We start from the raw sequence: 24,702 nt of genomic DNA on the forward strand, positions 1-24,702 counted from the left end.
TCTTCCTGCCAAATCGGCTCGATTCCGTGACGTGGGGAAAGGAGTGGGAGATACCGCGGAGCGACGTTATTGATGTAGAGGTACTAAAGCCGGGACCTCGGGCCGTGAAGCAGCGAGGTTTCGGTGCCGCATTTCGTCGCCAAGTCGCTATAAAGTTCATTGGGGGGGCATATGTGATAACGGTACGTGACGCTGATGCTCTACTCGAAAAGCTGGCTGAATCAGGAAATTCAGACGTTTAGGATTGCAGCTGAATCGGAAAGGGCGAGGGCGTGCCTGCGCTGCGGGTGCCGCGGTTTCGCTGTCATCAGGCCAGCCAGCAGTCACGGCATGCGCCGATGCAGCCAAAAGTACCGATGAGTTTGCCTTCTCGAGTTGGGAAGAACGCTATGACTAGGAAGTTGTTCTAAGCTAAGTGCGGCCGTACTTTCCACCGAGGTAGAGCCACAATTGCGGTCTGAAGGACCTCGGCATGCCTGACCCCGCACCGCCACGTTCAAGGCTGCGCCGGGACCAACATGAGCGACGTGCTGTCGGCGACCAACCAGGCCGGCCACAACTACACCCTGTCCTACGGCATCCCCGACAAGAACGGCATCCCCGTGATCGACTCCGTGCAAGCCGGCACCGGCGTCGGATACATCCTGCACGACCCCTCCGGCGAGCCCATCCTGCTCCAAACCGCCGGCGGAGTCAGCTGCCTCTACCTCACCGACGCCATCGGCAACCCCATCGCCATGTCCACCGACTTCAACACCACCGCCGTCGCACTCCGATACGACCCCTACGGGGCGGCCACCCGCACCGACAGCGGCGGAGACAACGGCGCCTGGTCCGAAACCCCCTACCTGTTCGGCGAAGGAATCCAAGACCGCAACACCGGCGAAATCAAATTCGGCCAACGCGTCTACAGCACCGCCACCGGCAACTGGACCCAACAAGACGCCCTCAACGCACCCCTAGACCCCAACAACGCCAACCGCTACGCCTACGCCGCCGACAACCCCATCAACAATTCAGATCCTTCGGGAAGTGTTCGTTATTCTCAAGCAATCCATCGAACAGCTGCATCGTCGAGTTCTTTGGCGATGAGGACGACGAAGACAACTCGGTGGGCGGAGGGATTGGATGCCTGGGTGGCGTGGTCAGCGTCGAGGAGTCTGGCGCGGGTGAATTTGCAACGTCGACGCTTGGGCCAGTGGGCGGTCTTTTCGCGAATATAGTCGGGTGCGGCGCTGGGGGGTTCGCGGAGGACCTCGCGCCAGACTATAGCGGCGGAAACTGACGACAAGCCGCAAGAGTGGACGGCACGATGGGAATCAGCCGGAACGAGGACGACAAAGCTAGACTCGTCAAGATGATGTGGAAGGGAGGATCACTAGAACCGTCAGACCGCGATGTCGCTGCAGAGGTTGCTCGAATGCCAGGTGCGTCGAGGCGATCCAAGTTGCAAATATTAGGCGGCAAAGCTTGCTGGCTATTCTGGCTCGTACTCATTATTAGACTTTTCGCGAACAACAATATTGGCACGGCCGGAGGTTTGATCGCCATCTCGATCTGTGTCGGCTTCTTGATTCTCCTCGCTTCGGGCGCGGGAGTTCGATATCGTCTAAGACGAAAGATTCGTCGTCTGGACCGGACCAGTGGCCCGTAGATAGGGGGTTCCACAGTGCAAGAGTCAGCAAGCAACAAGTGGACCCCACGGCGTTTCGGGTTCTTCCTCTTGGCCGCACTTATCGTAAGCATTTTTGGCGTGTTCGACGGTACATTGCTCCACCTTGATGGAGCTCATAGGCAGGTGACATTCTTCGCAGGCCTCATGTTGTTCGGCGACCTCGGCCTGATATATTCGGCGCTATCTCGCAAGGGGTGGAGGTGGCTAGCCGGAAATTCTGGATCGAAAGAAGACGACGTCGTCGATGGACCGACTGATTGACGACCTGCACTAAACCATCTTGCGGCCGTCAGGCGCCGAGGTGAACCCAGTTCTCTGACATGTAATAGAAGAGCCTGGCCGGGAGGTGTCTTAGGCCCTGCAAAACCGGTGCCACGTAATCGAGACGTGTTACCAGCCGCGCCACTTACATATCAGTAATTTTGCAATTACCCTACGAGCGATTAGCACCAGCCCGCACGACGTCAGTATCAAACTGATATCCGGAGGAATGGTCGGCGAAGTTCTGCAGATTCGATAAGCTTGCTCGGCAACCGATACCAATGGTGCTCGGCTTTTGCGGCGGTCGTCTGTTCGCGGGACCGAAACCCCTGCCCGTTCAGGGGGTCGGCAAAGTCGCGATCTTGAGCGTTGGTGGGTGACACGCACGGTGGTGGTGTAGATGCTGCGCGGGCACGGCGCCGCTGGCGATCACGAAGGTTCTCTGCGCCGTCGTGATCGCAGGAGCGTGTGCCGCGCACGAACATTTCGGCTACGACAACTCCGGGCGGATGACCAGCGTGCTCGGCCAGATCGGCCCCGCGTCCGGACCGACCAACGCGCTCAACGAGACGGTCTGCTACGCCGCGAACTCGACCGCGCCGTCCTGCTCGACCGCCACCAGCAACGACCGCAACACCATCCAGTGGACCAAGGACACCGTGTCCGGAGAGACGAACACCTACACCTACGACACCTCGAACCGGCTGACGAAGGACGTGGTGACCGGGGGGTCGAACCCCCGCACGTTCACCTACACCTACGATGCCACCGGCAACCGCAAGACCGCCGCGGTGACCGGGTCCGCACCCTCGAGCCAGTCGTTGACGTTCAACAACGGCAACCAGATCTCCAGCACTTGCAGAAATCTCAAAGGCCGGATGAAAGGAGCTGAACGGCCGCCAGACCACCCACCGGATCCTTGAGGAGGTTGGGACCGAGCGATATTTGGTCGCCGGGCCCGCAGCATATGATTTATACAGTCGTTCACCTTATTCAGCCGTTTGCGAATCCCTCGTCCGGCATCAAGAGTGTGCCCCTCACAGTAGCCATCTCCGTTCTTGTCGTCGTCGGAGGCGTATTTCTGGTCGTGCGCAATAAACGCAAGTGACGGCTAGCCCATTGCACAGGCTACACTTAGAAACATAGCCCGGAATTCATTTCGAAATCAAGAGGAGGACCAATGTTCGAGTCGGCCAGCTTCCACGTCACAGGCGCACCGGCGGTGCTGCTGATTCTTGTCATCCTCGCGCTGCTCGTAGTTGGTGCGGTGACTGTCGTGAGAGTAGTGAAACGTGAGAGTAGTGAAACGTAAGAGTGCTGGTAAATGATCGCAGCCGCTGTTAATCCAATGTTTACTTGTACGGTTTAGCATCGTGCCAGAACGCGCAGCTTCATTCATCGGCTATGGCGTCGGCTCGGCTCTTATCCTGGCCGGCTTACTTTTCGCGGAGCGACCTGCTATTCAATGGAAGCTGGTACAGCGGCGGCGGATGACTCGAACTACAGGTGACGCAGGGCCTGTGCGGCGCTTACTTCTCCGCTTAAGTGGTCTCCTGATAGTCGGAGTCGGAATCCGAATCATAGTAAACGCGGCCCGAAGCTGACGAAACGATCACCTTCCTCTTTTTGGCGATTGGCTGGGTCCACTGTCGAAATCGGCGATCGAGGATCTGGAAGTACGCGGAGGTAGATCCTCCTCGGACCTCTGCGTCGTGATTCTCCATGATCCGCTCGACGTAAGCGTCACCCTCGGCCCAGCGCCCCTGCGCGTCGCAGGCCATCATCAGGTCAAGCAGCGCGGTGTCCAGATACCTACTCAAAGTAGAGGTCTACTACACAACTGCAACCAGATCTCCCTCCGACTACGACGGCGCCGGGAACCTCACCGCCGGCCCGACCCGGATGGCGACGTTCAACGCGGCAAGGCAGCAGTGGACCGTCACCTGGGATCCACCACCAGCACCTACACCTACGCCGGCACCGATATGGACGAGGGAGCAGATCATCCTGCAGACCACCAGCGGAGTCAGCTGCCTCTACCTCACCGACGCCATCGGCAACCCCATCGCTATGTCCACCGACTTCAACACCACCGCCGTCGCACTCCGATACGACCCCTACGGCGCGGCCACCCGCACCGACAGCGGCGGAGACAACGGCGCCTGGTCCGAAACCCCCTACCTGTTCGGCGAAGGAATCCAAGACCGCAACACCGGCGAAATCAAATTCGGCCAACGCGTCTACAGCACCGCCACCGGCAACTGGACCCAACAAGACGCCCTCAACGCACCCCTAGACCCCGCCAACGCCAACCGCTACGCCTACGCCGCCGACAACCCCATCAACAACACCGACCCAACCGGGCGCGATGACAGTGACGACCTACCCAATTATGCGCGTGGATTTCTCGCGTTCGGCGGGTCGGGAGGCTTGGAAGGCGGCAGTGTTCTTATTGGCGGTGCCGCATCCGCGGCAACCACTATTTGGAACAGTGGCCGCAGCTGCGACCGGCGTGGGCTTGGTTGCGGCTGGATTTGCGGCAATCGGGTGCGCGCTATTCTGCTAGCGAGGAGGAAGATGCAAATATCGTTGGCGCGACAACGGAAAACTTTCATCGCCCTGATGATCGTATTCGCGGCGCTGGTGATTGTCTCACTATTGCTTGCTCGTTGGATTGTAGCGGTCGTGATGGGGTGCTTCTTGGTACTGAATATGACACTTGCCCTCCGTGCAACAACTAGAATTCAAGGTAGGGCAGAAAGATGACAAGGGGCGTCGGCACGAAAGTCACAGGTCTCGAAGCAATAAGCAACCTGCCCCCAGGTACTTGGCGCTGTAAGGGAATCTCCGCTGCCAAGGTATGGCCCCCGCGCCTCGTTACGCTGCTGGTAACGGAATTCTCTAGAAATAACCGCTGATAGGTCTCCGTCGAAATGTCGGCAAGTCCTGCCACGGATGGCACGAAAGGAGCGATTATAACTGGAACAGCCAATAACACGTCCACACCGCTTATTACCGGAGCCCGGTGGGGTCGATACCTTCTAGCAGAAGATGTCGCACCCAGAGCGAAGTAGCTACTGACGCGAGCGCATTGTCTCTACAAACCAAAAAATAAGAAATCCGAAGCCTGCCAGCAACATCAAAAGGAGTGTGAGAGCTAGCCAGTCTAGCCACGGCCTGATTTTGCGGACTGGCAGACGAGTACCAGGCGGGTAGGTCGGCCATATCGAAGAACGGTTTGGGTCATAGGTCGGCACCTTGTCCGACTCGTCGTCCATAGAATTATGGTACGCGGGCGGCCTCGGCCGCCCGAAGTGACGATGTGCTCGCCCGGATCGGCCAGCAGACCGCGATTCCCACCACCACCGGCAACTGGACCCAACAAGACGCACTCAACGCACTCAACGCACCCCTCGACCCCAACAACGCCAACCGCTACGCCTACGCCGCCGACAACCCCATCAACAACACCGACCCATCCGGCCGAGGTATTTTCAGCGACATTCTTGGCGGCGCATTGGCTGCCGTTGGGGTGGCAGTTGGAGCCCTAGCTATCTCCACAGGCGTCGGAGAAATTGCGGCCGCCGCGACTGGTGCCGAGGCAATAGTCGGATCTGCCGATATTGGTACCGGCGGCGTCATAGGATCGACATCGATATTCGCCAGAGATGAGGTCGGGAGCAGTTGACCGTCCTCATAAAGATTGCAGTGCGATCCTTCGGCACCAATGGGATCGGCACATGCATCTGCTAGGTTTTGCCTTACTCGTCGTAGGAGGAGCGTGGGCAATTGCCTGGGCGATTGAGCAGCTGCTGCATCGTCACGGTATTGCTCAGGCTTTTGGTTCGACTAGAACTCCGCGTGAGCGCAATGAAGCCGAGGAGCGAGGCGTACAGCACCAAGAACGTATGCTCGACGTGCTCAGTCGTGGCCTATGGTTTGCGCTTCTTCTCGCCGCCGGAGGAATCGTATTGCTAGCACTAGCAGATTAGCGCCTTCGACTGATTCTAGGATCCTGCACTTTCCTCCAGACATTTGAACTCCGCGCGATGTCTACCTCGCTGCAAAGACCGAAGCGAAAGCAGCATCAGCAGACGGTGCCCATACCGACCTTGACCCAGTTCGACTCGAAGTGCGCCGTAATTTGAGCGACTGGACTATATCTAACTTAGGAGCGCACACGACGCTCGCGCCTCTTCTTCAGGATCGCGCCGATCGCGCCGAGCACGATCGTCATCACCAGACAGAGAATCGCGAATGCCAGAACGCCGGCATAGAAATGGCCAGTGGCGAAATACAGGATGACACCGACCACGACGCCGGGCCCCCAAGCTAACAAGAACATTGCAAGCAATATAAGCCTGCGCGCTGCCGGCGAGCGACCGCCCCACGGCGTCAGATTTGCCACCGCCGCCCGTACTTTCCTTTTAGAGGTAATACTACGTGCTTTGTTGGCGAAGTGGTTGCGGCTCGAGATTGATGGCTACCGTTTCGATAGCTTGAGGGGGCTGCTTCCTCCGCGAGATACGGCAGGATGTAAGGGAGACCGTGGATCACCGCGCCAATCCTACAGAGGCACGTTGCCTAGACATATCTACCAGCTCCTACGCGGTCGATCACTCTAACGAGACTTTGCGTAGAAACGTCAAGATCGTTGGTTGGATCTGTTGGATGACTCGCCTGCCGTCGGGGTCAGTTTGGAGCATGACGGCCAATTTGGCTGGAGGTGCGTGATGGCGACTCGACTGGTGACGACGAAGGCCATTTTGGACGGAGCATGTAACCTGGATATCGAGTGTCTGGATCGGATCTCTCAGCGGTTACTTGGCGAATCTGGAGGTGGGCGGGCAGGGAGGTGAAGTTCCTGGCGGTTCGGGGTTTCCGAGTCCACCGCCAGCGGTGGTAAATCGGATCGGAAACGTTTCCGCGAGCGAGGGATATATTTTGCCTACCGCGATCATCGTGGTCTTTGTGGCAGTAGCGGTCGCATTTTTCGTCTTCGTCGCCGTGACGCGAGGTCGACGGTGAACCTGTTACAGCTAGCGGTGAAAAGTAAAGACAGCCCGTTCCACAGCACCGCATTCACAGTATTCGTGGTCGTTCTAGTCGTGGTCATTGCGGCAGCCTCGATCATTCGTAAGTTGCGGAAGTGAAACTTTGAAGCGCGCAAGCACGACCTGTGTGAGTTCACGAGACCATCGGATGAAGGATCCGGCGTCTTGTTGCTACTCGTAGGTTAGCGCCTGATCTCTTGTACGGGCAGTCGCGATTGGAGATGCTAGCTCGCGAGCGGGCTCGCTGAACCGGTATGACTTCCCGGCAGCTTCCTTTCGAGCCCGGAAGGATGGCGTTATTCCGGAGAAGATCGATCCCGCTGTTAAGGAGCGGGCTGTGCGCTGGGTGCTGGAGCATCGGGCTGAATGTTCGTCGTTGGCTGCTGCGGTAGCCCGGTCTCGTGAGCAACCGGTCGGCTGATCAGCTACAGCACCGCCGTATTTTCCTGAACATTGGCAGGAGTAGTTCTGTGGAAGCGGAAACCTTTGCAGCGGCCTGCCACCGCTCTAGTCCGGAGTTGTTTCTGGTGGTAGCAAGAGAATCACGCACGTTGCGTGACTATTGGTGGTGGGCGGGATTGGCCATCGCTTGCGCGGGCGTTGGGCTTGCTTTGCTATTTAGCGGTCACCCGACGCTGGGTGCCGCGCTTGTGACCACTGGCGCTGGTATACATGCCGTCGGACAGTTCAGACGCCAGAGACGCGGACGTGTCTGACCCAGATCCGCGAGTAGCCAGTCAGTTGCCACCAAGCCACCAAGCCACCGTGCTGCCTGGTGATAAGTGGGTAGTTGATTTTCGATTCAGGGCTGTGCTGGTGGTCAGGGCGAGTCGGTCGGAGATCGCTATTCGGTGACACTCGACGGGCTAAATGCTGAGCGCAAGCGTCAGTCCGTATGACCTGTTCTACCTACCCGCTCAGGGTCCGTGCCGGTCCGTCTGCCAGCCGACGAATCAGGGGCGGTGCCGAGCAGCCGAGGCCGTCGACGCCGAGACGCCTGACCGGCCCTGGCTGACTCTCGATCTTGTGCGGTTTCCGGTGTGACCTGACTTCGGCCAATTTAGTGCGCACTGCCGGTTCAGGTGATGACGGCGAGGGCGTCGCGTAGGTCGTCTGGCAGTGGGTCTTCGGCGGTGAGGACGTGTTGGCCCGCGCGGATGTGGACGGTGCGGTAGCGGCGGGCGGTGCGCACGAAGCGTTTGATGGACCAGCTGGTGCGGTCCTCGATCAGCCGGGTGATGGCGAGGGCGGCGAACACGACGTTGAGGTGGGCGTCGATGGACTCGCGATTGTGGTGATAGATCGGCCGTGCTCGCAGGTCGTGCTTGGACATCCGGAACGACTTCTCGATGTGCCAGAGCTGGTGGTAGGCGCCGATCACGAACTCTGGTGTCGGGTTGTCGATGTTGGTGATGTAGCCCTTGATCCCGGCCAGCCCACGCGCTTTCGCTTCCAGCTTTCGGTTGATCGACTTTTCCGCGCCGGTGAGAGTGACGAACCGGTTGCGTTTGACCGGGACCTTCCCGGCGACGGCCTTCTCGGCCTTGGCGATCTGCTCGTCGATGCCGTGCAGGGTCCGCCGGGCCCGGTCGGCGGTGAACTTGTAGTAGATGACCTGGTCACGGCGTTTGTCGCTCGCGCTGGCCGGCCAGCGTTGGGTGAACACGTGCCCGTCCGGGATCTCGGTTCCGGGGTTCGTGCGGCGCCATTCGGCTATCACGTAGGGGATGTCGGGGATCTTCGCGCCGAGGATGAACGACAACCCGGCCGCCTCGATCGCCCGCCGGTTGGCCTCGGACACCATTCCGGCGTCAGCGACGACCGTGATGTCTTTGAGGTTGTGGGCTGCCATGAACCGCTCGATGGTGGGCAGCATCGTGGCGGTCTCGGCCCGGTTGCCCTCGAAAGGCCTCCAGCTGCAGCGGGAACCCGGCCGCGTCGGTCAGCAACCCCACGGTGATCTGCGGCTCCAGACGGCGTTCCTTAGAGAACCCGGACTCCCGGAACCCGTCCCCCTCGTGGGCCTCGAAATACAGCGTGGTGACGTCGTAGAGCACCAGCGACGCCGGCCCCAACGCGGCGTGCGCCGCGCACGCCGCCGCCAGCTGCTCACGCCACTCGGGCGTCGCGTACTCGCGCAGCCGGCGGGTCAGCGTCCGGTAGACCGGCGGCTCGATCCCGGCCTCGCTCAGCACCCGCAGCGAGTCGAGCTTGCTGGTTGGCTCGATGATCCGGGCGAGCACGAGGCGACGGAACACCTCGTCACCGCCAGCTGCCCGGTCGAAGCCGAGCGTGTCGTAGGCCCGCGACAACGCCTCCCACAGATGCGCCGCACGCGAGGACACGATCTCCAGCGGTCCCGAGCTGGCCGCGGTGTCCAGCCCAAGATCGAACTGGCCTTGGCCCTCGACCAGCCGCTGGTTCGCGGCAGCCTTCAGCGCCGCCAGCTCCGCCTCGTCGTGGGCCGACCCGACATGCTCGATGTCGCGCGAGCCGCGCCGCGAGGCGTGCACAATCTGCACAGCCGTCGCGCCCGACGCCGTCCGGACCGTCCGCACGTAGGCCACCCCGGCAGGCTACGAGAACCGATTAGTGCACACATCCGGGCGCAGCCACCACCTACAGGCCAGCAAACACGGGCATCTGCCCATCAAGATCAACGATCTTGGCCGAAGTCAGGAGGGGCGGTGCCGAGCAGCCGAGGCCGCCGACGCCGAGACGCCTGACCGGCCCTGGCTGACTCTCGATCTTGTGCGGTTTCCGGTGTGATGACGCCGAAATCAGCACATCGTCACCAGTGGGTCGTGCCGACTATTGTCGCGGCGGCGGCGCACACTGGAGCGCGTGCCGTCAGCGCTGCCCCAGGGCGATCCGCCGCCGCCGGACGGCCGGCTGCCAGCCGCCGCGCTGGACGCCGCCCGGGACCGTCCGTTCGGCGTGTACGTCCATGTCCCGTTCTGCACGCGGCGCTGCGGCTACTGCGACTTCAACACCTACACCGCGACCGAGCTCGGGCCGGGCGTCAACCAGGGCAACTACGTGGACACGATGCTGCGCGAGATCGCGCTGGCCGCGGACGTTCTTGCCGGCGCCGCGCTGCCGCCGGTCAGCACGATCTTCTTCGGCGGCGGCACGCCGACCCTGCTGCCGGCCGAGCACCTCGGGCTGGTGATCCGCGAGGTCGCCGAGAGCTTCGGCCTCGCCGCGGACGTCGAGATCACCACCGAGGCCAACCCGGAGACGGTGGCGCCGGGCTATCTGGGCAAGCTGCGCGCCGCCGGGTTCACCCGCATCTCGGTCGGCATGCAGTCCGCCGTGCCGCGCGTGCTCGCCGTGCTCGACCGCGAGCACCGGCCGGGGCGCCCGGAACAGGTCGTGGCCGAGGCGCGCGCCGCCGGGTTCGAGCACGTCAACCTCGATCTGATCTACGGCGCGCCGCACGAGACGGACGCGGACTGGCAGGCCTCGCTGGACGCCGCCGTCGGCGCCGGCCCGGACCACGTCAGCGCATACGCGCTCGTCGTCGAAGAGGGCACCGCGCTCGCCCGGCAGGTCGCGTCCGGAGCGGTGCCGGCGACCGACGACGACGTGCAGGCCGACCGCTACGTCATGGCCGACGAGACCCTGCGCGCCGCCGGCTACGACTGGTACGAGATCTCGAACTGGGCGCGGACGGCGTCGGGCCGCTGCCGGCACAACGAGCTGTACTGGAGCGACGCCAACTGGTGGGGCTTCGGCCCGGGCGCGCACAGCCATGTCGGCGGCGTGCGCTGGTGGAACGTCAAACATCCGACAAGGTATGCCGCGCTGCTCGACGCCGGCGCGAGCCCCGCGGCCGGCCGGGAGACCCTGGACGCGGATGCGCGCTGGACCGAGCGCGTCATGCTCGGCGTCCGCCGCCGCGAGGGCTTGCCGGTGGCCGAGCTGCGCCAGCCCGCGCGCCAGGCGCTGCCGCAGTTGGCCACTTGGGGCCTGCTCGACCCGGGCAGTCTGCATGCCGGCCGGGTGACACTCACCCAGCGCGGCCGGCTGATGGCCGACGCGGTGGTCAAAGAGCTGCTGACGGCCTGAAAGACCCGGCTAGCAGGGCGCCTCAGCTGCCGGGCTTCAGCGCGTCCAGGTCGAGGATGCGCACGTGCAGGGTGTTGCGGCCCTGCAGCGCGGCCCGCAGCGCGCGGTGCAGGCCGTCCTCGAGGTAGACCTCGCCGTGGTAGTGCACGGCGTGCGGGAACAGGTCGCCGTAGAAGGTGGAGTCCTCGTCGAGCAGATGATCCAGCTCGAGCTGCCGCTTCGTGGTGGTCAGCTCGTCGAGCCGCACCGTCCGCGGGGCCACGCCGGCCCAATCCCGCGCGGACAGCCCGTGATCGGGATAGGGACGGCCGTCGCGCACCGCCTTGAAGATCACCGCCACGCCCCCCACAGGTCGGGCGCGCCTGGTTGGCCCCCCGCCTGGGAGCCTAGCGCTGGCGTGTGACGCCGCCGTTGCGGTTCTAAACTCGGACGGGAGACCAGGAGGCTGACGGTGGCTGTGGAGGATCGCAAGCTCGCGGTGCTGCGCGCAATCGTCGAGGACTTCATCGCCACGAACGAGCCGGTCGGCAGCAAGGCGCTCGTCGACCGGCACAACCTCGGCGTGTCCTCGGCGACGATCCGCAACGACATGGCGACCCTCGAGGACGAGGGGCTGATCGCCCAGCCGCACACCAGCGCCGGCCGGGTGCCGACGGACGCCGGCTACCGCCTGTTCGTCGACCGGCTCACCGACATCAAGCCGCTGACCGCCGCCGAGCGGCGCGCGATCTCGGCCTTCCTCGAAGGCGCGGTCGACCTCGACGACGTGCTGCTCCGCGCGGTGCGGGCGCTGGCGCAGCTCACCCGCAACGTGGCGGTGGTGCAGTACCCGACGCTCTCGCGCAGCCGGGTCCGCCACCTCGAGCTGGTGACCGTGTCGTCGACGCGGCTGATGGTCGTGCTGATCACCGACACCGGCCGGGTCGAGCAACGCATCGTCGACCTGCCGGCGCCGGTCATCGACACTGACGTCTACGAGTTGCGCGGCACGCTCAACGCGCAACTGCGCGACCGTCCGCTCGCCGAGACTCCGCAGATCGTGAGCGAGCTGCCCGGGCAAGTCGATCAGCAGCTGAGCGGCCTGCTGACCACGCTCACCACCGTGCTGCTCGAGGTGCTGGTCGAGCCGACCAGCGACCGGATGCTCCTCGGCGGCACCGCCAACCTCAGCCACCAGACGCTCGACTTCCCGGCGATCCGCCCGGTGCTCGAGGCGCTCGAGGAGCAGGTCGTGCTGCTGCGGCTGCTCGACCAGTCGGTGTCGTCGTCGAAGGTGTTGGTGCGCATCGGCAACGAGACCCAGCACGAGGGGCTCGCGGCGGCCGCCGTGGTGTCGTCGGGTTACGAGCTGCACGGCGCCGGCGTCGGCGCGGTCGGCGTGCTCGGCCCGCGCCGGATGGACTACGCGCACACCATGGCCAGGGTCGCCGCCGTGGCGCGCTACGTCGGCGACCTGCTCGAGGATCGCTGACTAGACTGGGCTGGCACTCATCCCGAACGAGTGCCAAGGCATCTCGAGGACGGATTGTTCGTGGCTGACGCCCCGCGCGACTACTACGGCCTGCTCGGCGTGCGCAAGGACGCGACCGCTGAAGAGCTCAAGCGCGCCTACCGCAAGCTGGCCCGCGAGCTGCACCCCGACGTCAATCCCGACCCGGCCGCGCAGGACCGCTTCAAGGCGGTGACCACGGCGTATGAGGTGCTTTCCGACCCCGAGAAGCGCCGCGTCGTGGACCTCGGCGGCGACCCGCTCTCCCAGGCCGGCGCGGCGGCCGGCGGGGGGAGCCCGTTCGGCGGCTTCGGCGGTTTCGGCGACGTGTTCGAGGCGTTCTTCGGCAACGGCGGCCCGATGGCTGGCGGCCGTGGTCGGCGCAGCCGGGTCCGGCCCGGCGCGGACGCGCTGTTGCAGCTGTCCCTGACGCTGGAGGAGGCGGCCTTCGGCGTGCGTCGCGAAGTGGTCGTCGACACCGCGATCGCCTGCGACAAGTGCCATGGCAACGGCTGCGCGCCCGGCACCTCGCCGCGCACCTGCCCAACCTGCGGCGGCGCCGGGGAGATCCAGTCGGTACAGCGCTCGTTCCTCGGCCAGGTTATGACAACGCGCGCGTGCTCGGCCTGTGGCGGGACAGGGGAGCAGATCGCCTCCCCGTGCTCGCAGTGCGGCGCCGAGGGCCGGGTCCGCGCCCGCCGGACCAAGACCGTCGACGTCCCGGCCGGCATCGAGAACGGCATGCGCATCCGGCTCGCCGGGCAGGGCGAGGTCGGCCCCGGCGGCGGCCCCGCGGGCGATCTGTACATCGAGATCTCCGAGCAGCCGCATGAAACCTTCACCCGCGACGGCGCCGATCTGCACTGCACGATCGGGGTGCCGATGACCTCGGCCGCGCTTGGCAGCGACCTCGTCCTCACCACCCTGGACGACGAGGAGAAGATCGAGATCCGGCCCGGCACGCAGAGCGGCGCGGTCCTGCACCTGCGCGGCAAGGGCGTCCCCAAGCTACGCAGCACCACCCGCGGCGACCTCTACGTGCACGTCGAGGTGCGCACGCCGACCCGACTCGACGAGGAGCAGGAGGCGCTGCTGCGCCAGCTCGCCGAGCTGCGTTCGGAAGACGTCGCGGTCACCTCGCGCGCCGGCGGGCTGTTCGGCAAGGTGCGCGACGCGTTCCGGCAGTGACGTCCTGACCGATGGTGACCTGAGCCGGTGACGCCGCCGCTGTTCCTCGTCGCCGAGCTGTCGGCCGATATCGGCGACACGCTGATTCTCGGCGGCGACGAAGGGCGGCACGCCGCTCGGGTGAAGCGGCTCGCCGTCGGTGAGACCGTGCTGGTCGGCGACGGGCGAGGCGAGCTGGCGGAGTGCCGGGTGACCGCTCTTCGACCGGACAGCCTGACCCTCGAGCTGACGTCAAGGCGAACGGTCCCTCAACCGTCTCCAGCGCTGGTGTTGGTGCAGGCTCTGCCGAAGGGCGAGCGGGCCGAGCTGGCGGTCGAGCTCGCGACCGAGCTGGGCGTGGACGAGATCCTCCCATGGTCGGCGTCCCGATCGATCGTGCGCTGGGACGGTCCGCGCGCGGCCAAAGCCATCGAGCGTTGGCAGCGGGTCGCGCGGGAGGCGGCCAAGCAGAGCCGGCGCGCCTGGGTGCCGGAAGTCGCCGCGGTGGCGACGACGGCGCAGGTGGCGGCGCGGATCGCGTCCTCAGCCGCCCTGGTGCTGCACGAGGACGCGGTTCAGCCGCTGGCGAGCCTCGCGGTGCCCGACGCCGGCGAGCTGCTCATCGTCGTCGGGCCCGAGGGCGGAATCGCGCCGGACGAACTCGCCGCCTTTGTGGCCGCCGGCGCGCTGCCGGTGCGGCTGGGCGATCCGGTGCTGCGCACGTCCACCGCGGGCGCGGCCGCGCTAGCCGCCCTGTCCCTGCGCCTCGGCCGCTGGAGCTGACGCGTTGGCGTTCGGCCGCACCTCGCCGCCTGCTTCTCCTGGTTCCGTGACGTCCGATTTCGGCCGGAAAACGAGCAGCACGGAACCAGGAGAAGGCGAACGCGCCAGGGAAGGCGCCGCGCTACGGTTCGACGCATGCCCGAGGACTGCGTCTTCTGCAAGATCGTGGCGGGCGAGATCCCGGCCACGTCCGTGTACGCGGACCAGCACAGCTACGCCTTCGCCGACACCAACCCGCAGGCCCCGACGCACGTCTTGGTCGTCCCACGCAAGCACCTGCAGGACCTGCCCGACCTGGCCGGCGACCCAGCGGCGGGCGCCGGGCTGCTCGCCGGCATCCGCGGTGTGGCCGAGCAGCTGCGGCTCAGCGACTTCCGGACGGTCTTCAACACCGGCGCCGGCGTGGGGCAGAGCGTGTTCCACGTCCACGCGCACGTGCTGGCCGGTCGGCCGATGACCTGGCCGCCCGGTTGATTTCCCTCGCTACGATGGAACTCGACCAGCGACGTCGAGAAGAAAGCTTGCCTTGACCGGACCCTCCGCCCCATCGGACAGCTCGGATCGCGTCTCCACGACACTCGTCGTGCCCGGTGAGCAGGCCATGGTCGCGCTGCTCGGCTCGCGCGATGAACTGCTGCGGGTGATCGAGAACCGCCTGCAATCCGACGTCCACGTCCGCGGCAACGAGATCACCATCACCGGCAAGGCCGCCGACAATGCGATCGCCGTCCGGCTGTTCGAGGAGCTGCTCGAGCTCATCAAGTCCGGCCAGAACCTCACGCCGGACTCGGTGACGCGCGCCCACGGCATCCTCACCGCCGACTCCGAGGAGCGGCCGGCAGAGGTGCTGAGCCTCAACATCCTGTCCCGCCGCGGCAAGAACATCCGGCCGCGAACGCTGAACCAGAAGCGCTACGTCGACGCCATCGACAACCACACGATCACCTTCGGCATTGGGCCGGCCGGCACCGGCAAGACCTACCTCGCGGTGGCGAAGGCGGTGCAGTCGCTGCTGGCGAAGGAGGTCAGCCGGATCATCCTCAGCCGTCCCGCGGTCGAGGCCGGCGAGCGGCTCGGCTTCCTGCCCGGCTCGCTGTTCGACAAGATCGACCCCTACCTGCGGCCGCTGTTCGACGCGCTGCACGACATGCTCGACCCGGATTCGCTGCCACGGCTGATGCAGGCCGGCACGATCGAGATCGCGCCGCTGGCGTACATGCGCGGCAGAACGCTCTCTGGCGCCTTCATCATTCTGGACGAGGCCCAGAACACCACCCCTGAGCAGATGAAGATGTTTCTTACCCGGCTTGGGTTTGATTCCAAGGTGGTGGTCACCGGCGATGTCACTCAGGTCGACCTGCCGGGCGACACTCGCAGCGGACTGCGCGTCGTGCGCGACATCCTCGGCGACCTCGAGGACGTCCATTTCGCGAACCTGACCTCGACCGATGTCGTGCGGCACCGGCTCGTCGGCGAGATCGTCGACGCGTACGAGCGGCACGACCGCGCCGCGGAGGCGACCGACGCTCAGCAACCCCGCTCGCGCGCCAACCCCAGACGATGACCAGACGACGATGACCAGACGACGATGACCAGACCCGCGACCGGCGCCGAGCGGTGAACCGGTGAGCATCGAGGTCAACAACGAGTCCGGCGTCGCCGTCGACGAGCCGGCGCTCGTCCAGCTGGGCCGATTCGTCTTGGACGGGCTGCGCATCGACCCGCTCGCCGAGGTGTCTGTGCTGCTCGTGGACGTCGACACGATGGCCGCGCTGCACAAGCAGTGGATGGACCTGCCCGGGCCGACCGACGTGATGGCCTTTCCGATGGACGCCGCGGACGGCCCGGCCGAGCGGTTCGACCCTTCCGCCCCGCCCGGGACGGACGAGAACCCTGGCGCGGCGATCCTCGGCGACGTCGTGCTCTGCCCGACGGTGGCCGCGGACCAGGCCGCTTCCGCGGGCCACTCCACCGAGGGCGAGCTGCAGCTGTTGTGCGCGCACGGCATCTTGCACCTGCTCGGCTACGACCACGGCGAGCCCGACGAGGAACGCGAAATGTTTGAACTCCAGGCGCGGCTGCTGCGCGACTGGACCAAGGCCACCAAGCGCGACCCGATCCGCACGCCGCGGCCCGGAACCGGCGGCGAGCTGCGCGACTCGCCGGGTCGACGGACGCCCCCTAAATCCGCAGAGGGCGCATGAGCACGGCGGACGTCATCGCCTTGATCGTCGCGATCGCCCTGGTGCCGATCGGCGGCCTGATCGCCTGCGTCGACTCCGCCTTGGGGCGCGTGTCGCGGGCGAGGGCCGACGAGTTCGTGCGCGAAGAGCGGCACGGGGCGGCGGCGCTGCTGACGATCATGAGCGACCGCGCGCGGTACACGAACCTGTTGTTGCTGCTGCGGATGTCCTGCGAGCTGACCGCCACCGTGCTCGCCACATTGGTGGCCCGCGGCGAGTTCGGCGCGCGCTGGCCGGTGCCGCTGCTGACGGTGCTGGTCATGATCGTCATCTGCTACGTGCTGATCGGCGTGGGGCCGCGCACGCTCGGCCGGCAGCACCCCAACACCGTCGCGCTCGCCGGCGCCGGCGCGGTGCGCCTCGTCGGCCGGCTGTTCAACCCGCTGGCCGCGCTGCTGGTGCTGCTGGGCAACGCGATCACGCCCGGCCGTGGCCTGCGCGAGGGGCCGTTCGACTCCGCCGTCGAGCTGCGCGAGCTGGTCGACATGGCCGAGCAGCGCGGCGTCGTCGAGCACGACGAGCGCCAGATGATCCATTCGGTGTTCGACCTCGGCGACACGATCGCCCGCGAGGTGATGGTGCCGCGCACCGAGGTGGTGTGGATCGAGCGCGGCAAGACCCTGCGGCAGGCGCTCGCACTGGCGCTGCGCAGCGGCTTTTCCCGGATCCCGGTAGTGGGCGAGAGCGCTGACGACGTCCTCGGCGTCACCTATCTGAAGGACCTCGTGCGTCGCGGCCAGGACGACGACCGGGCGCGCACCACGCCGGTCGAGGAGATCATGCGGACGATCGCGTTCGTGCCGGAGTCCAAGCCCGTGGACGTGCTGCTGCGCGAGATGCAGGCCGCCAGGGCGCACATCGCGATCGTCGTCGACGAGTACGGGGGCACCGCGGGCCTGATCACGATCGAGGACATCCTCGAGGAGATCGTCGGCGAGATCAATGACGAGTACGACGTCGAGCGCGCGCCGATCGAGCGGATCAGCGACGACGAGGCGCGGGTGGCGTCCCGGCTCGCCGTTGAGGACCTCGGCGAGCTGTTCGGCGTCGACCTGCCCGACCGCGACGACGTCGAGACGGTGGGCGGACTGCTCGCCGAGGCGCTAGGCCGGGTGCCGATCGCCGGGTCGTCGGCCGTGGTGCACGGGTTGGAGCTGACCGCCGAGGACGTCGGCGGCCGGCGCAACCGGATCGACACCATTCGGGTGCGCCGGGTGCCGGACCGCGAAGAGGCCGACCGGCACGACCGCGACGCGGAGGTGGCCGGGACGTGATGGCCGCAGGCAAGGACCGCTGGTGACCGAGCTCGACCCCGAGGACGCCAAGCTGGTGACGCTGGCCCGCTCGGCCCGCGCGCGCACCCGCGCTGATCAGGGCGCCGCGGTGCGCGACGGCGACGGGCGAACCTACGTCGCGGCCACCGTCGCGCTGCCCTCGTTGCGGCTGTCGGCGCTGCAGCTCGCGGTGGCGATGGCGGTGTCCTCGGGCGCGCCCGGCCTCGAGGCGGCCGTCGTGCTGGGCGACGACCCGGCCGACGAGGCGGGCGAAGCCGCCGTCCGCGACATCGCGCCGACGGCCGCGATCCTCCGCGCGAACCCCGACGGCGCTGTCATCTGACCGCTGCCTTGGTGCCTGAGTTGGTCGCGTTTCGGCGCGAAACGCGACCAACTCAGGCACCAAGACGGGGGAGGGCGTCGACGACCACTCGCCAGGCTGCGGACGTCACGTCGATGAGCGTGAAGTGGTCGCCCGGCACCTCGCGCAGCTCGGCCTGCCCGCCGGCCGTCTGCGCCGCCGACACGTAGGCCTCGCTCTGCGCGAACGGCACGATGTCATCGCCGCGCGCGTGCACGGCCAACACCGGCACGGCCAGCGGAACGCGGCCGAGCGGATCGGCGACGTCGTAGCGCTCGGGCACGTCGTCCGGGCCGCCGCCGAGCAGGTCCGGCACCGCGGCGCCGCCTACGCCGTCGCGGGCGGCGCGGCGCAGGTCGAGCACCCCCGCCTGCGAGACGACCGCGGTCACCGGCACGCGGGCGTCCGTCCGGCCGGCCGCCCACGTCGCGAGCTGGCCGCCCGCGGAGTGGCCGATCGCCACCACCGCCGACGTGTCGACGTCGAGCGTCGCGAGGTGGTCGACGCCGGCCGCGACGTCGTCGAACGTGGCCGGCCAGCCGCCGCCGTTGCCGACCCGGCGGTACTCGAGATTCCAGCAGACGTACCCCGCGCCGACGAGCGCCTGCGCCAACGGCTCGCCGAGAGACAGCCCGTACTGCGCGCGCCAGAACCCGCCGTGCACGATCACGACGACCCCGCGCAGCGGAGCGCCGGACGGCCGGTACAGCTGGCCGAACTGCGGCGGATCGGCGCCGTACGTGCTGCGGATCATCTGCACCCGCCCATCGTCGACGACATGACCCGGCCATTCGCCGCCGGGTGGGAGACTGGCGGCGTGACGTTCCGCTCCGGCTTCTGCTGCTTCGTCGGGCGCCCGAACGCCGGCAAGTCCACGCTCACCAACGCCCTGGTCGGCTCGAAGATCGTCATCACCAGCGACAAGCCGCAGACCACTCGACATGCCGTGCGCGGCATCCGCAACCAGGCGGACGGCCAGCTCGTGCTCGTCGACACCCCGGGCCTGCACCGGCCGCGCACGCTGCTCGGGCAGCGGCTGAACGACGTCGTGCGCGCCACTCTCGCCGAGGTGGACGTCGTCGGCTTCTGCGTGCCGGCCGACGAGCGCGTCGGCCCGGGCGACCGGTACATCGCCGCCGAGCTCGCCGGCCTGCGGGCGACCGCCGTCGCGATCGTCACCAAGATCGACGCCGCGCCGCGGGCGCGCGTCGCCGAGCAGCTGGCCGCCGTCGCAGGGCTGGGCGATTTCGCCGAGGTCGTCCCGGTGTCCGCGGTCGCCGGGGAGCAGGTGGGGCTGCTCGCCGACCTGCTCGTCGCGTTGCTGCCGGAGGGTCCGCAGCTCTATCCGGAGGACGTCACCACCGACAACGACGAGGACACCCGCATCGCCGAGCTCATTCGCGAAGCCGCGCTCGACGGGGTGCGCGACGAGCTGCCGCACTCCATCGCCGTGACGGTCGAGGAGCAGCGCCGCCGCACGTCCGGGCTGCTCGAGGTGTTCGCGACGCTGCACCTGGAACGGGACAGCCAGAAGGGCATCGTCATCGGCCACCAGGGCGAGCGGCTCAAGCGCATCGGCAGCACCGCGCGGGCCGGCATCGAGCAGCTGGTCGGCGAGCGGGTGCACCTCGACCTGCACGTCGCCGTGCAGCGCGACTGGCAGCGCGATCCGAAGAAGCTTGACCGGTTGGGCTTCTAGGCGATGCTCGGCCAGTACCGCGCGGTGTTCCGCGCGCCGGGTTCCGCCGCGTTCAGCGCCGCGTCGTTCGTGATGCGGCTGCCGATCGCCGTCTACCCGATCGGCATCGTGTTGATCATCTCCGCGCGCGACGGCCGCTACGCCTTCGCCGGCGTGCTCAGCGCCTGCTACACCTTCGCCGGGGCTGTCGGGATGCCCGCGCTGTCCGTGCTCATCGACCGCTTCGGCCAACGCCGGCTGGTGCTGCCGGCGACCGCCGTGCACGTCGCCGGGGTGGTCACGCTGGCCGTGCTGGTGCGCACGGACGCCGCGCACTGGCTGCTCGTCCTGCCGACCGTCCTGTTCGGCTTCAGCTACCTGTCCGTCGGCTCGCTCGTGCGGGCGCGCTGGAATTTCGTGCTGGACGACCAGCCTGAGCTGTCGACCGCGCTGTCGCTGGAGTCGGTGATCGACGAGGTGATCTTCGTCGTCGGCCCGCTGATCGCGACGGTGATCGCGACGCAAGTGGCGCCGGTGTTGGTGCTCTGGGTCGCCGCGGGCATCGTCGCCGCGGGCGCGTTGTGGTTGGCCACGCTGCACGCCTCGGAGCCGCCGGTGCATGTGCCGGACGGCACGGCCCACCCGTTCGCCCTGCGCGCCCGCGGCATGCCGCTGCTCGTGCTGACGACGCTGCCGATCGGCGCAGTGTTCGCCAGCGCGGAGCTGTCGGCGGTCGCGTTCTGCGGCCAGCACGGACACCGCGCGCTGAGCGGCGTCGCGCTCGCGGCGATCGCGGGGGCGAGCGCGGTGTCCGGCCTGTTCTACGGCGCGCGGGTCCGCGAGGGCGACGTGCTGACGCGGTTCTGGCGGCAGTCGCTGGTGTTCGCGGTGTTGCCGGTGGTGCTGCTCGCGGCCGTGAACGTGCCGCTGCTGCTGGTCGCCGATGTCGCGCTCGGGCTCGGCATCGCGCCGACGCTGATCACCGCCTTCGGGCTGGTGCAGCGGCTCGTCGCGCCTCGGGCGCTGACCGAGGGGCTGTCCTGGATCAACACCGGGCTCGGCGTCGGATACGGGCTCGGCTCGGCGATCGTCGGCGGCATCGCCGATCAGCACGGCGCGCGCAGCGCGTTCTGGGTGGTGATCGGCGCGGCGCTCGTGGTGGGCGTGCTCGCCACGGCCCTGCGCGCGCAGCTGCGAGTGGACCGGGACGGCGGCGCGGCCGGCGGCGGCGCGTCTGGGGTAGTCGGCGGCGGCGCGGCCGGCGCGCCGTCTGAGGCCGCCGCAGGCACGGGGTGGGACACTCGCTGAGTGCCGCTGTATCGCGACGACGCGGTCGTGCTCCGCGTGCACAAGCTCGGCGAGGCCGACCGGATCATCACGCTGCTCACCCGCCGGCACGGCCGGGTCCGTGCCGTCGGCAAGGGCGTGCGGCGGACGAGCTCGCGTTTCGGCGCTCGCCTCGAGCCAGGCAGCCACATCGACGTGCAGCTCTACAGCCGGCTGCCCGAGGGGCAGACGCAGGCCGGTGGGCGCCGCGGGCTCGACGTCGTGCAGCAGACCGAGTCGCTCGGCGCGTTCGGCGCCCAGCTCGCCGGCGACTACGCCCGGTGGACGTCGGCGTCGGCGATCTGCGAAACCGCCGAGCGGCTGACCGAAGAGGGCGAGCCCGCGCTGCGGCTCTACCTGCTCGTCGTCGGCGCGCTGCGGGCGTTGGCGGCTCGCGAGCACGATTCGACGCTGATCCTCGACGCGTTCCTCGTCCGGGCGCTGTCCAACGCCGGCTGGGAACCGGCGTTGCGCGAGTGCGCCAAGTGCTCACGTCTCGGGCCGCACGCGGCGTTCAACGTCCCGGCCGGCGGAGTGGTCTGCGAGGTGTGCCGACCGCCCGGCTCCAGCCGTCCGCAGCCAGCGACGATCGAGCTGCTCATCGCGCTGCTCGAAGGCGATTGGACGCTCGCCGACGCTAGCGAGCAAGGTCCGCGGCGCGAGGCGAGCGGGCTCGTCGCGGCGCACCTGCAGTGGCATCTCGAACGCGGGCTGCGCTCGCTGCCGCTCGTCGACCGCACCTGATCGATCCGTCCGGCGACGGTCGGCCCGCTCCGTGGGCAGGACGGGTCAGTAATGGGCGACGACGCGGCGGGCCGGCCCGTCGACGGTCGTCCGGCCGCCGTAGGGCAGCACCCACTGCGGCTCGGTGTGTCCGAAGTCGACGCCGAAGACGATCATCGCGCTTGGGTTGTACGCCTCGAAGGCGCGCAGCACCGCCGCCTGCTGCTCGGCGCGGTAGCGCGTCCGCTCGTCGCGGGTCCGGACGTCGAAGCGGGTCGCTGCCTTGGCCCGGCCGAACAGCACGGCCGGGAACTGGGCGAGCAACCCCCGCTCGCCGGCGTTGCGCAGCATCCAGAACACCTCCTGGGCCGGCGGCATCTCCTCCGACGTCTCGAGCAGCAGCACGCAGCCGGCGTAGTCGGCGACGGGACGGACGAACCGCGACACCGCGAGCGTCCAGGACAGGATCTCCAGATTGCCGCCCCACGTCGGCGCGGTCACGACGCGGTCGGCGTTGTGCCACGTCCACGGCTCGGCCGGCAACGCGGGCGGGAACTCGGTCAGCGCGCGCTCGTCGGTCCATTCCAGCTCGTCCTCGACGAAGTCCGCGACCGGCGTGACCTCGACGTCCGCGCGCTCGAACAGCGCCGCGCGCAGCGAGGCCAACGACACTGGCATCGGCGCCGGCCCACGGCCGAGCTGCACCTGCGTCGAACCACCGTGATAGGCGGCCGCGCCGTGGAACCACAGCCAGTTCAGCAGGTTCGTGTTGTCGCTGTAGCCGAAGTACGGCTTCGGGTCGGTGAGCAGCAGTCCCGGATCGAGGTGTGGCAGCACGGTGAGCTGGTCGTCGCCGCCCACGGTCGCCATGACGGCGCGGATCGACGGGTCGGTGAACGCCGCGGTCAGATCGGCGGCGCGATCGACGGCTGAGGCGCCGAGCCGCCGGGTCGTCGGGTACTCGACCGGCTCGAGGCCCAGCTCGTCGCGGATGCGGCGCATCGCCTGCTCGTGAATCGCCGGGGCCGCGGCCGGCGCGGCGAACGACGGCGAGACGACCGCGACCCGGTCGCCTGGCGCGAGCTTTGGCGGCGGCGTGAGCTGGATCGGCATCCGCCCATCCCATCACCCGGCTGCATCCGAAATACCGCCCGTCAGGCGCGGACGGCCGCCGCCCTCCTGCCGAAAGTTGTCCTCGCCAGGGCGGGCTGCGCGCCGACGAGGCGAGGACAACTCAGATGCTGCCCGCCGCCTTGCCGAAAGTTGTCCTCGCCAGGGCGGGCTGCGCGCCGACGACACGCGGACAAGTTGGGGGAGGGCGGCCGGGATAGCCTGGCGCGGTGACCGCGCCGGCTCGTCGATCCGCGCGGTGGCCGGACCCGCCGCCGCATCCATCCGGCGCGCGGCCGCCGGCGATCCCCGCCGCGCTGGTGCCGCAGCACGTCGCGATCGTGATGGACGGCAACGGCAGGTGGGCGCACGGTCGCGGACTGCCGCGCATCGAGGGCCACCGCGCCGGCGAGGCCAGCCTGATGGACGTGCTGCACGGCGCCATCGAGCTCGGCGTCGGCACCGTCAGCGCGTACGCGTTCTCCACCGAGAACTGGCGCCGCTCGCCGGAGGAGGTGCGCTTCCTGATGGGCTTCAACAAGGACGTCATCCGTCGGCGCCGCGACGAGCTGGCGGCGCTTGGCGTCCGGATCCGGTGGGCGGGGCGGCGGCCCAAGCTCTGGCGCAGCGTCATCAGCCAGCTCGAGGACGCCGAGGACTTCACCCGCGACAACGACCGGCTCACGCTGCAGTTCTGCGTCAACTACGGCGGCCGAGCCGAGCTCGTCGACGCCGTCCGGGCGATCAGCCGGAAGGTCGCCGCCGGCGAGCTGAATCCGGCCAAGATCGACGAGCGGACCATCGCCGCCCATCTCGACGAGCCGGGCCTGCCGGACGTCGACCTGTTCATCCGCAGCTCCGGCGAGCAGCGGACGTCGAACTTCCTGTTGTGGCAGTCCGCCTACGCCGAGCTGGCCTTCGTCGACACGCCCTGGCCGGAGTTCGACCGCCGGCATCTGTGGCAGGCGTGCCTCGAGTACGCGCGGCGCGACCGGCGGTTCGGCGCGGCGGGTCCGGTCGAGCCCGCGCCGCCGATCTCGCCGACCGCTTTCGCCGCGACCCCCTCCCCGACGCAAACCCCGACGCCGTGATCGCGCTCACCCACTTCGCCGACTCGTCGGCCGATTTCGCCGACCGCGCCCGCGCCGCGCTGGCCGCGCTCGCCGCCCGGCCGGGTTACCTGCGCGGCACGCTCGCCCGCTCGACCGACGACCCTGCCGCCTGGCTGCTGCTGACGGAGTGGGAGAACGTCGGGTCCTACCGGCGCGCGCTCGGCGGCTACGACGTCAAGCTGACCGCGACGCCGCTGCTTGCCTCGGCCGTCCCGGACCTCCCGGCCGGGTTCGAATCCCTCGCCGACATCGCGCCGGGCGGGGTGACCGTTCTGCACCGCAGCGACCGCGAGCCCCGCCCGAGTTGATCAGGTTTTCCTACCCGGGGGACGCGCGGACACATCGAGAACGACGCCAGCGCAGGAAGACCTGATC

At 67.6% G+C, this 24,702-nt stretch carries 22 protein-coding genes and 1 pseudogene; 18 read left to right on the forward strand and 5 right to left on the reverse strand.

Annotated elements, in window-relative coordinates; all coding sequences use genetic code 11:
• The first annotated feature begins 518 nt into the window (after positions 1–518).
• The 4 genes from ACFFBG_RS00580 to ACFFBG_RS00595 all read left to right on the forward strand — a co-directional run bounded on the left by ACFFBG_RS00580 (position 519) and on the right by ACFFBG_RS00595 (position 5,624).
• On the forward strand, positions 519–1,223 hold the full coding sequence (locus tag ACFFBG_RS00580; protein ID WP_375474558.1) for an RHS repeat-associated core domain-containing protein: 705 nt from the start codon (positions 519–521) through the stop codon (positions 1,221–1,223).
• A gap of 1,165 nt (positions 1,224–2,388) precedes the next feature.
• Positions 2,389–2,859: a hypothetical protein gene (locus ACFFBG_RS00585; protein WP_375474560.1), complete on the forward strand. Its 471-nt coding sequence runs from the start codon at positions 2,389–2,391 to the stop codon at positions 2,857–2,859.
• A gap of 877 nt (positions 2,860–3,736) precedes the next feature.
• Positions 3,737–4,702, forward strand: coding sequence for an RHS repeat-associated core domain-containing protein (locus ACFFBG_RS00590; RefSeq protein WP_375474562.1), 966 nt, complete (start codon positions 3,737–3,739; stop codon positions 4,700–4,702).
• 556 nt (positions 4,703–5,258) lie between these two features.
• The gene (locus ACFFBG_RS00595) at positions 5,259–5,624 is read left to right on the forward strand and encodes a hypothetical protein (protein ID WP_375474564.1); all 366 of its coding nucleotides are present in this window, start codon (positions 5,259–5,261) and stop codon (positions 5,622–5,624) included.
• A 480-nt stretch (positions 5,625–6,104) separates the two neighbouring features.
• On the opposite strand, the gene ACFFBG_RS00600 is transcribed toward ACFFBG_RS00595, so the two are convergent.
• Together ACFFBG_RS00600 and ACFFBG_RS00605 are read right to left on the reverse strand one after the other, a co-directional pair.
• Positions 6,105–6,344: a hypothetical protein gene (locus ACFFBG_RS00600; protein WP_375474566.1), complete on the reverse strand. Its 240-nt coding sequence runs from the start codon at positions 6,342–6,344 to the stop codon at positions 6,105–6,107.
• Positions 6,345–8,068: 1,724 nt separating this feature from the next.
• Positions 8,069–9,512, reverse strand: a pseudogene (locus ACFFBG_RS00605) (IS1634 family transposase).
• A gap of 322 nt (positions 9,513–9,834) precedes the next feature.
• Here ACFFBG_RS00605 and hemW point away from each other — a divergent pair.
• Positions 9,835–11,061 (forward strand): radical SAM family heme chaperone HemW, encoded by a 1,227-nt coding sequence (hemW, locus tag ACFFBG_RS00610; protein ID WP_375474568.1) that lies wholly within the window; start codon positions 9,835–9,837, stop codon positions 11,059–11,061.
• A gap of 22 nt (positions 11,062–11,083) precedes the next feature.
• Here the strand turns inward: hemW and ACFFBG_RS00615 are convergent, their stop codons facing one another.
• Complete coding sequence (locus tag ACFFBG_RS00615) at positions 11,084–11,395, reverse strand: type II toxin-antitoxin system VapB family antitoxin (protein WP_375476175.1); 312 nt, start codon at positions 11,393–11,395, stop codon at positions 11,084–11,086.
• Between the two features lie 117 nt (positions 11,396–11,512).
• On the opposite strand from ACFFBG_RS00615, the gene hrcA reads away from it, so the two are divergent.
• The 8 genes from hrcA (at position 11,513) to ACFFBG_RS00655 (ending at position 18,360) form a co-directional block, all read left to right on the forward strand.
• The gene (gene hrcA / locus ACFFBG_RS00620) at positions 11,513–12,532 is read left to right on the forward strand and encodes a heat-inducible transcriptional repressor HrcA (RefSeq protein ID WP_375474570.1); all 1,020 of its coding nucleotides are present in this window, start codon (positions 11,513–11,515) and stop codon (positions 12,530–12,532) included.
• A gap of 60 nt (positions 12,533–12,592) precedes the next feature.
• Positions 12,593–13,738 carry a molecular chaperone DnaJ gene (gene dnaJ, locus ACFFBG_RS00625; RefSeq protein WP_375474572.1) on the forward strand — a complete coding sequence of 382 codons (1,146 nt, stop codon included), beginning with the start codon at positions 12,593–12,595 and terminating at the stop codon, positions 13,736–13,738.
• A gap of 27 nt (positions 13,739–13,765) precedes the next feature.
• On the forward strand, positions 13,766–14,500 hold the full coding sequence (locus ACFFBG_RS00630; RefSeq protein WP_375474574.1) for a 16S rRNA (uracil(1498)-N(3))-methyltransferase: 735 nt from the start codon (positions 13,766–13,768) through the stop codon (positions 14,498–14,500).
• Positions 14,501–14,635: 135 nt separating this feature from the next.
• Positions 14,636–14,974 (forward strand): HIT domain-containing protein, encoded by a 339-nt coding sequence (locus tag ACFFBG_RS00635; protein ID WP_375474576.1) that lies wholly within the window; start codon positions 14,636–14,638, stop codon positions 14,972–14,974.
• Between the two features lie 52 nt (positions 14,975–15,026).
• Positions 15,027–16,064: a PhoH family protein gene (locus ACFFBG_RS00640; protein WP_375474578.1), complete on the forward strand. Its 1,038-nt coding sequence runs from the start codon at positions 15,027–15,029 to the stop codon at positions 16,062–16,064.
• Positions 16,065–16,125: 61 nt separating this feature from the next.
• Positions 16,126–16,704, forward strand: a complete 579-nt coding sequence (ybeY, locus tag ACFFBG_RS00645; RefSeq protein WP_375474581.1) for an rRNA maturation RNase YbeY — start codon at positions 16,126–16,128, stop codon at positions 16,702–16,704.
• A complete protein-coding gene (locus ACFFBG_RS00650) occupies positions 16,701–18,017 on the forward strand; it encodes a hemolysin family protein (RefSeq protein WP_375474583.1) in 1,317 nt (438 codons plus the stop codon). The genes ybeY and ACFFBG_RS00650 overlap by 4 nt, the downstream gene beginning before the upstream one ends.
• 22 nt (positions 18,018–18,039) lie before the next feature.
• Positions 18,040–18,360, forward strand: a complete 321-nt coding sequence (locus ACFFBG_RS00655; RefSeq protein ID WP_375474585.1) for a cytidine deaminase — start codon at positions 18,040–18,042, stop codon at positions 18,358–18,360.
• A gap of 52 nt (positions 18,361–18,412) precedes the next feature.
• Here the strand turns inward: ACFFBG_RS00655 and ACFFBG_RS00660 are convergent, their stop codons facing one another.
• Entirely contained in the window at positions 18,413–19,132 is a 720-nt protein-coding gene (locus ACFFBG_RS00660; protein WP_375476177.1) for an alpha/beta hydrolase family protein, read from the reverse strand.
• Between the two features lie 24 nt (positions 19,133–19,156).
• Between ACFFBG_RS00660 and era the strand changes: the two genes are divergently transcribed.
• From era to recO, 3 genes are read left to right on the forward strand one after another with little or no spacing between them, the layout of a single operon-like run.
• On the forward strand, positions 19,157–20,077 hold the full coding sequence (gene era / locus ACFFBG_RS00665) for a GTPase Era (protein WP_375474587.1): 921 nt from the start codon (positions 19,157–19,159) through the stop codon (positions 20,075–20,077).
• Between the two features lie 3 nt (positions 20,078–20,080).
• A complete protein-coding gene (locus ACFFBG_RS00670; protein WP_375474588.1) occupies positions 20,081–21,364 on the forward strand; it encodes an MFS transporter in 1,284 nt (427 codons plus the stop codon).
• The gene (gene recO / locus ACFFBG_RS00675) at positions 21,365–22,126 is read left to right on the forward strand and encodes a DNA repair protein RecO (protein WP_375474590.1); all 762 of its coding nucleotides are present in this window, start codon (positions 21,365–21,367) and stop codon (positions 22,124–22,126) included.
• A 45-nt stretch (positions 22,127–22,171) separates the two neighbouring features.
• On the opposite strand, the gene ACFFBG_RS00680 is transcribed toward recO, so the two are convergent.
• Positions 22,172–23,218, reverse strand: a complete 1,047-nt coding sequence (locus ACFFBG_RS00680; RefSeq protein ID WP_375474592.1) for an LD-carboxypeptidase — start codon at positions 23,216–23,218, stop codon at positions 22,172–22,174.
• Between the two features lie 227 nt (positions 23,219–23,445).
• Between ACFFBG_RS00680 and ACFFBG_RS00685 the strand changes: the two genes are divergently transcribed.
• The gene (locus ACFFBG_RS00685; RefSeq protein WP_375474594.1) at positions 23,446–24,306 is read left to right on the forward strand and encodes an isoprenyl transferase; all 861 of its coding nucleotides are present in this window, start codon (positions 23,446–23,448) and stop codon (positions 24,304–24,306) included.
• A complete protein-coding gene (locus ACFFBG_RS00690) occupies positions 24,303–24,635 on the forward strand; it encodes an antibiotic biosynthesis monooxygenase family protein (protein ID WP_375474596.1) in 333 nt (110 codons plus the stop codon). The genes ACFFBG_RS00685 and ACFFBG_RS00690 overlap by 4 nt, the downstream gene beginning before the upstream one ends.
• The last annotated feature ends 67 nt before the right edge of the window (positions 24,636–24,702 follow it).

It is taken from the genome of uncultured Jatrophihabitans sp. (assembly GCF_964251945.1).
Taxonomy (GTDB): Bacteria; Actinomycetota; Actinomycetes; order Mycobacteriales; family Jatrophihabitantaceae; genus Jatrophihabitans.

Bases quoted from the DNA above. Each gene is read 5' to 3' on its own strand.
- ACFFBG_RS00580 (WP_375474558.1), top strand. From the start codon at position 519: ATGAGCGACGTGCTGTCGGCGACCAACCAGGCCGGCCACAACTACACC.
- ACFFBG_RS00635 (WP_375474576.1), top strand. From the start codon at position 14,636: ATGCCCGAGGACTGCGTCTTCTGCAAGATCGTGGCGGGCGAGATCCCG.
- ACFFBG_RS00650 (WP_375474583.1), top strand. From the start codon at position 16,701: ATGAGCACGGCGGACGTCATCGCCTTGATCGTCGCGATCGCCCTGGTG.
- ACFFBG_RS00660 (WP_375476177.1), bottom strand. From the start codon at position 19,132: ATGATCCGCAGCACGTACGGCGCCGATCCGCCGCAGTTCGGCCAGCTG.
- era (WP_375474587.1), top strand. From the start codon at position 19,157: ATGACCCGGCCATTCGCCGCCGGGTGGGAGACTGGCGGCGTGACGTTC.
- ACFFBG_RS00670 (WP_375474588.1), top strand. From the start codon at position 20,081: ATGCTCGGCCAGTACCGCGCGGTGTTCCGCGCGCCGGGTTCCGCCGCG.
- ACFFBG_RS00680 (WP_375474592.1), bottom strand. From the start codon at position 23,218: ATGCCGATCCAGCTCACGCCGCCGCCAAAGCTCGCGCCAGGCGACCGG.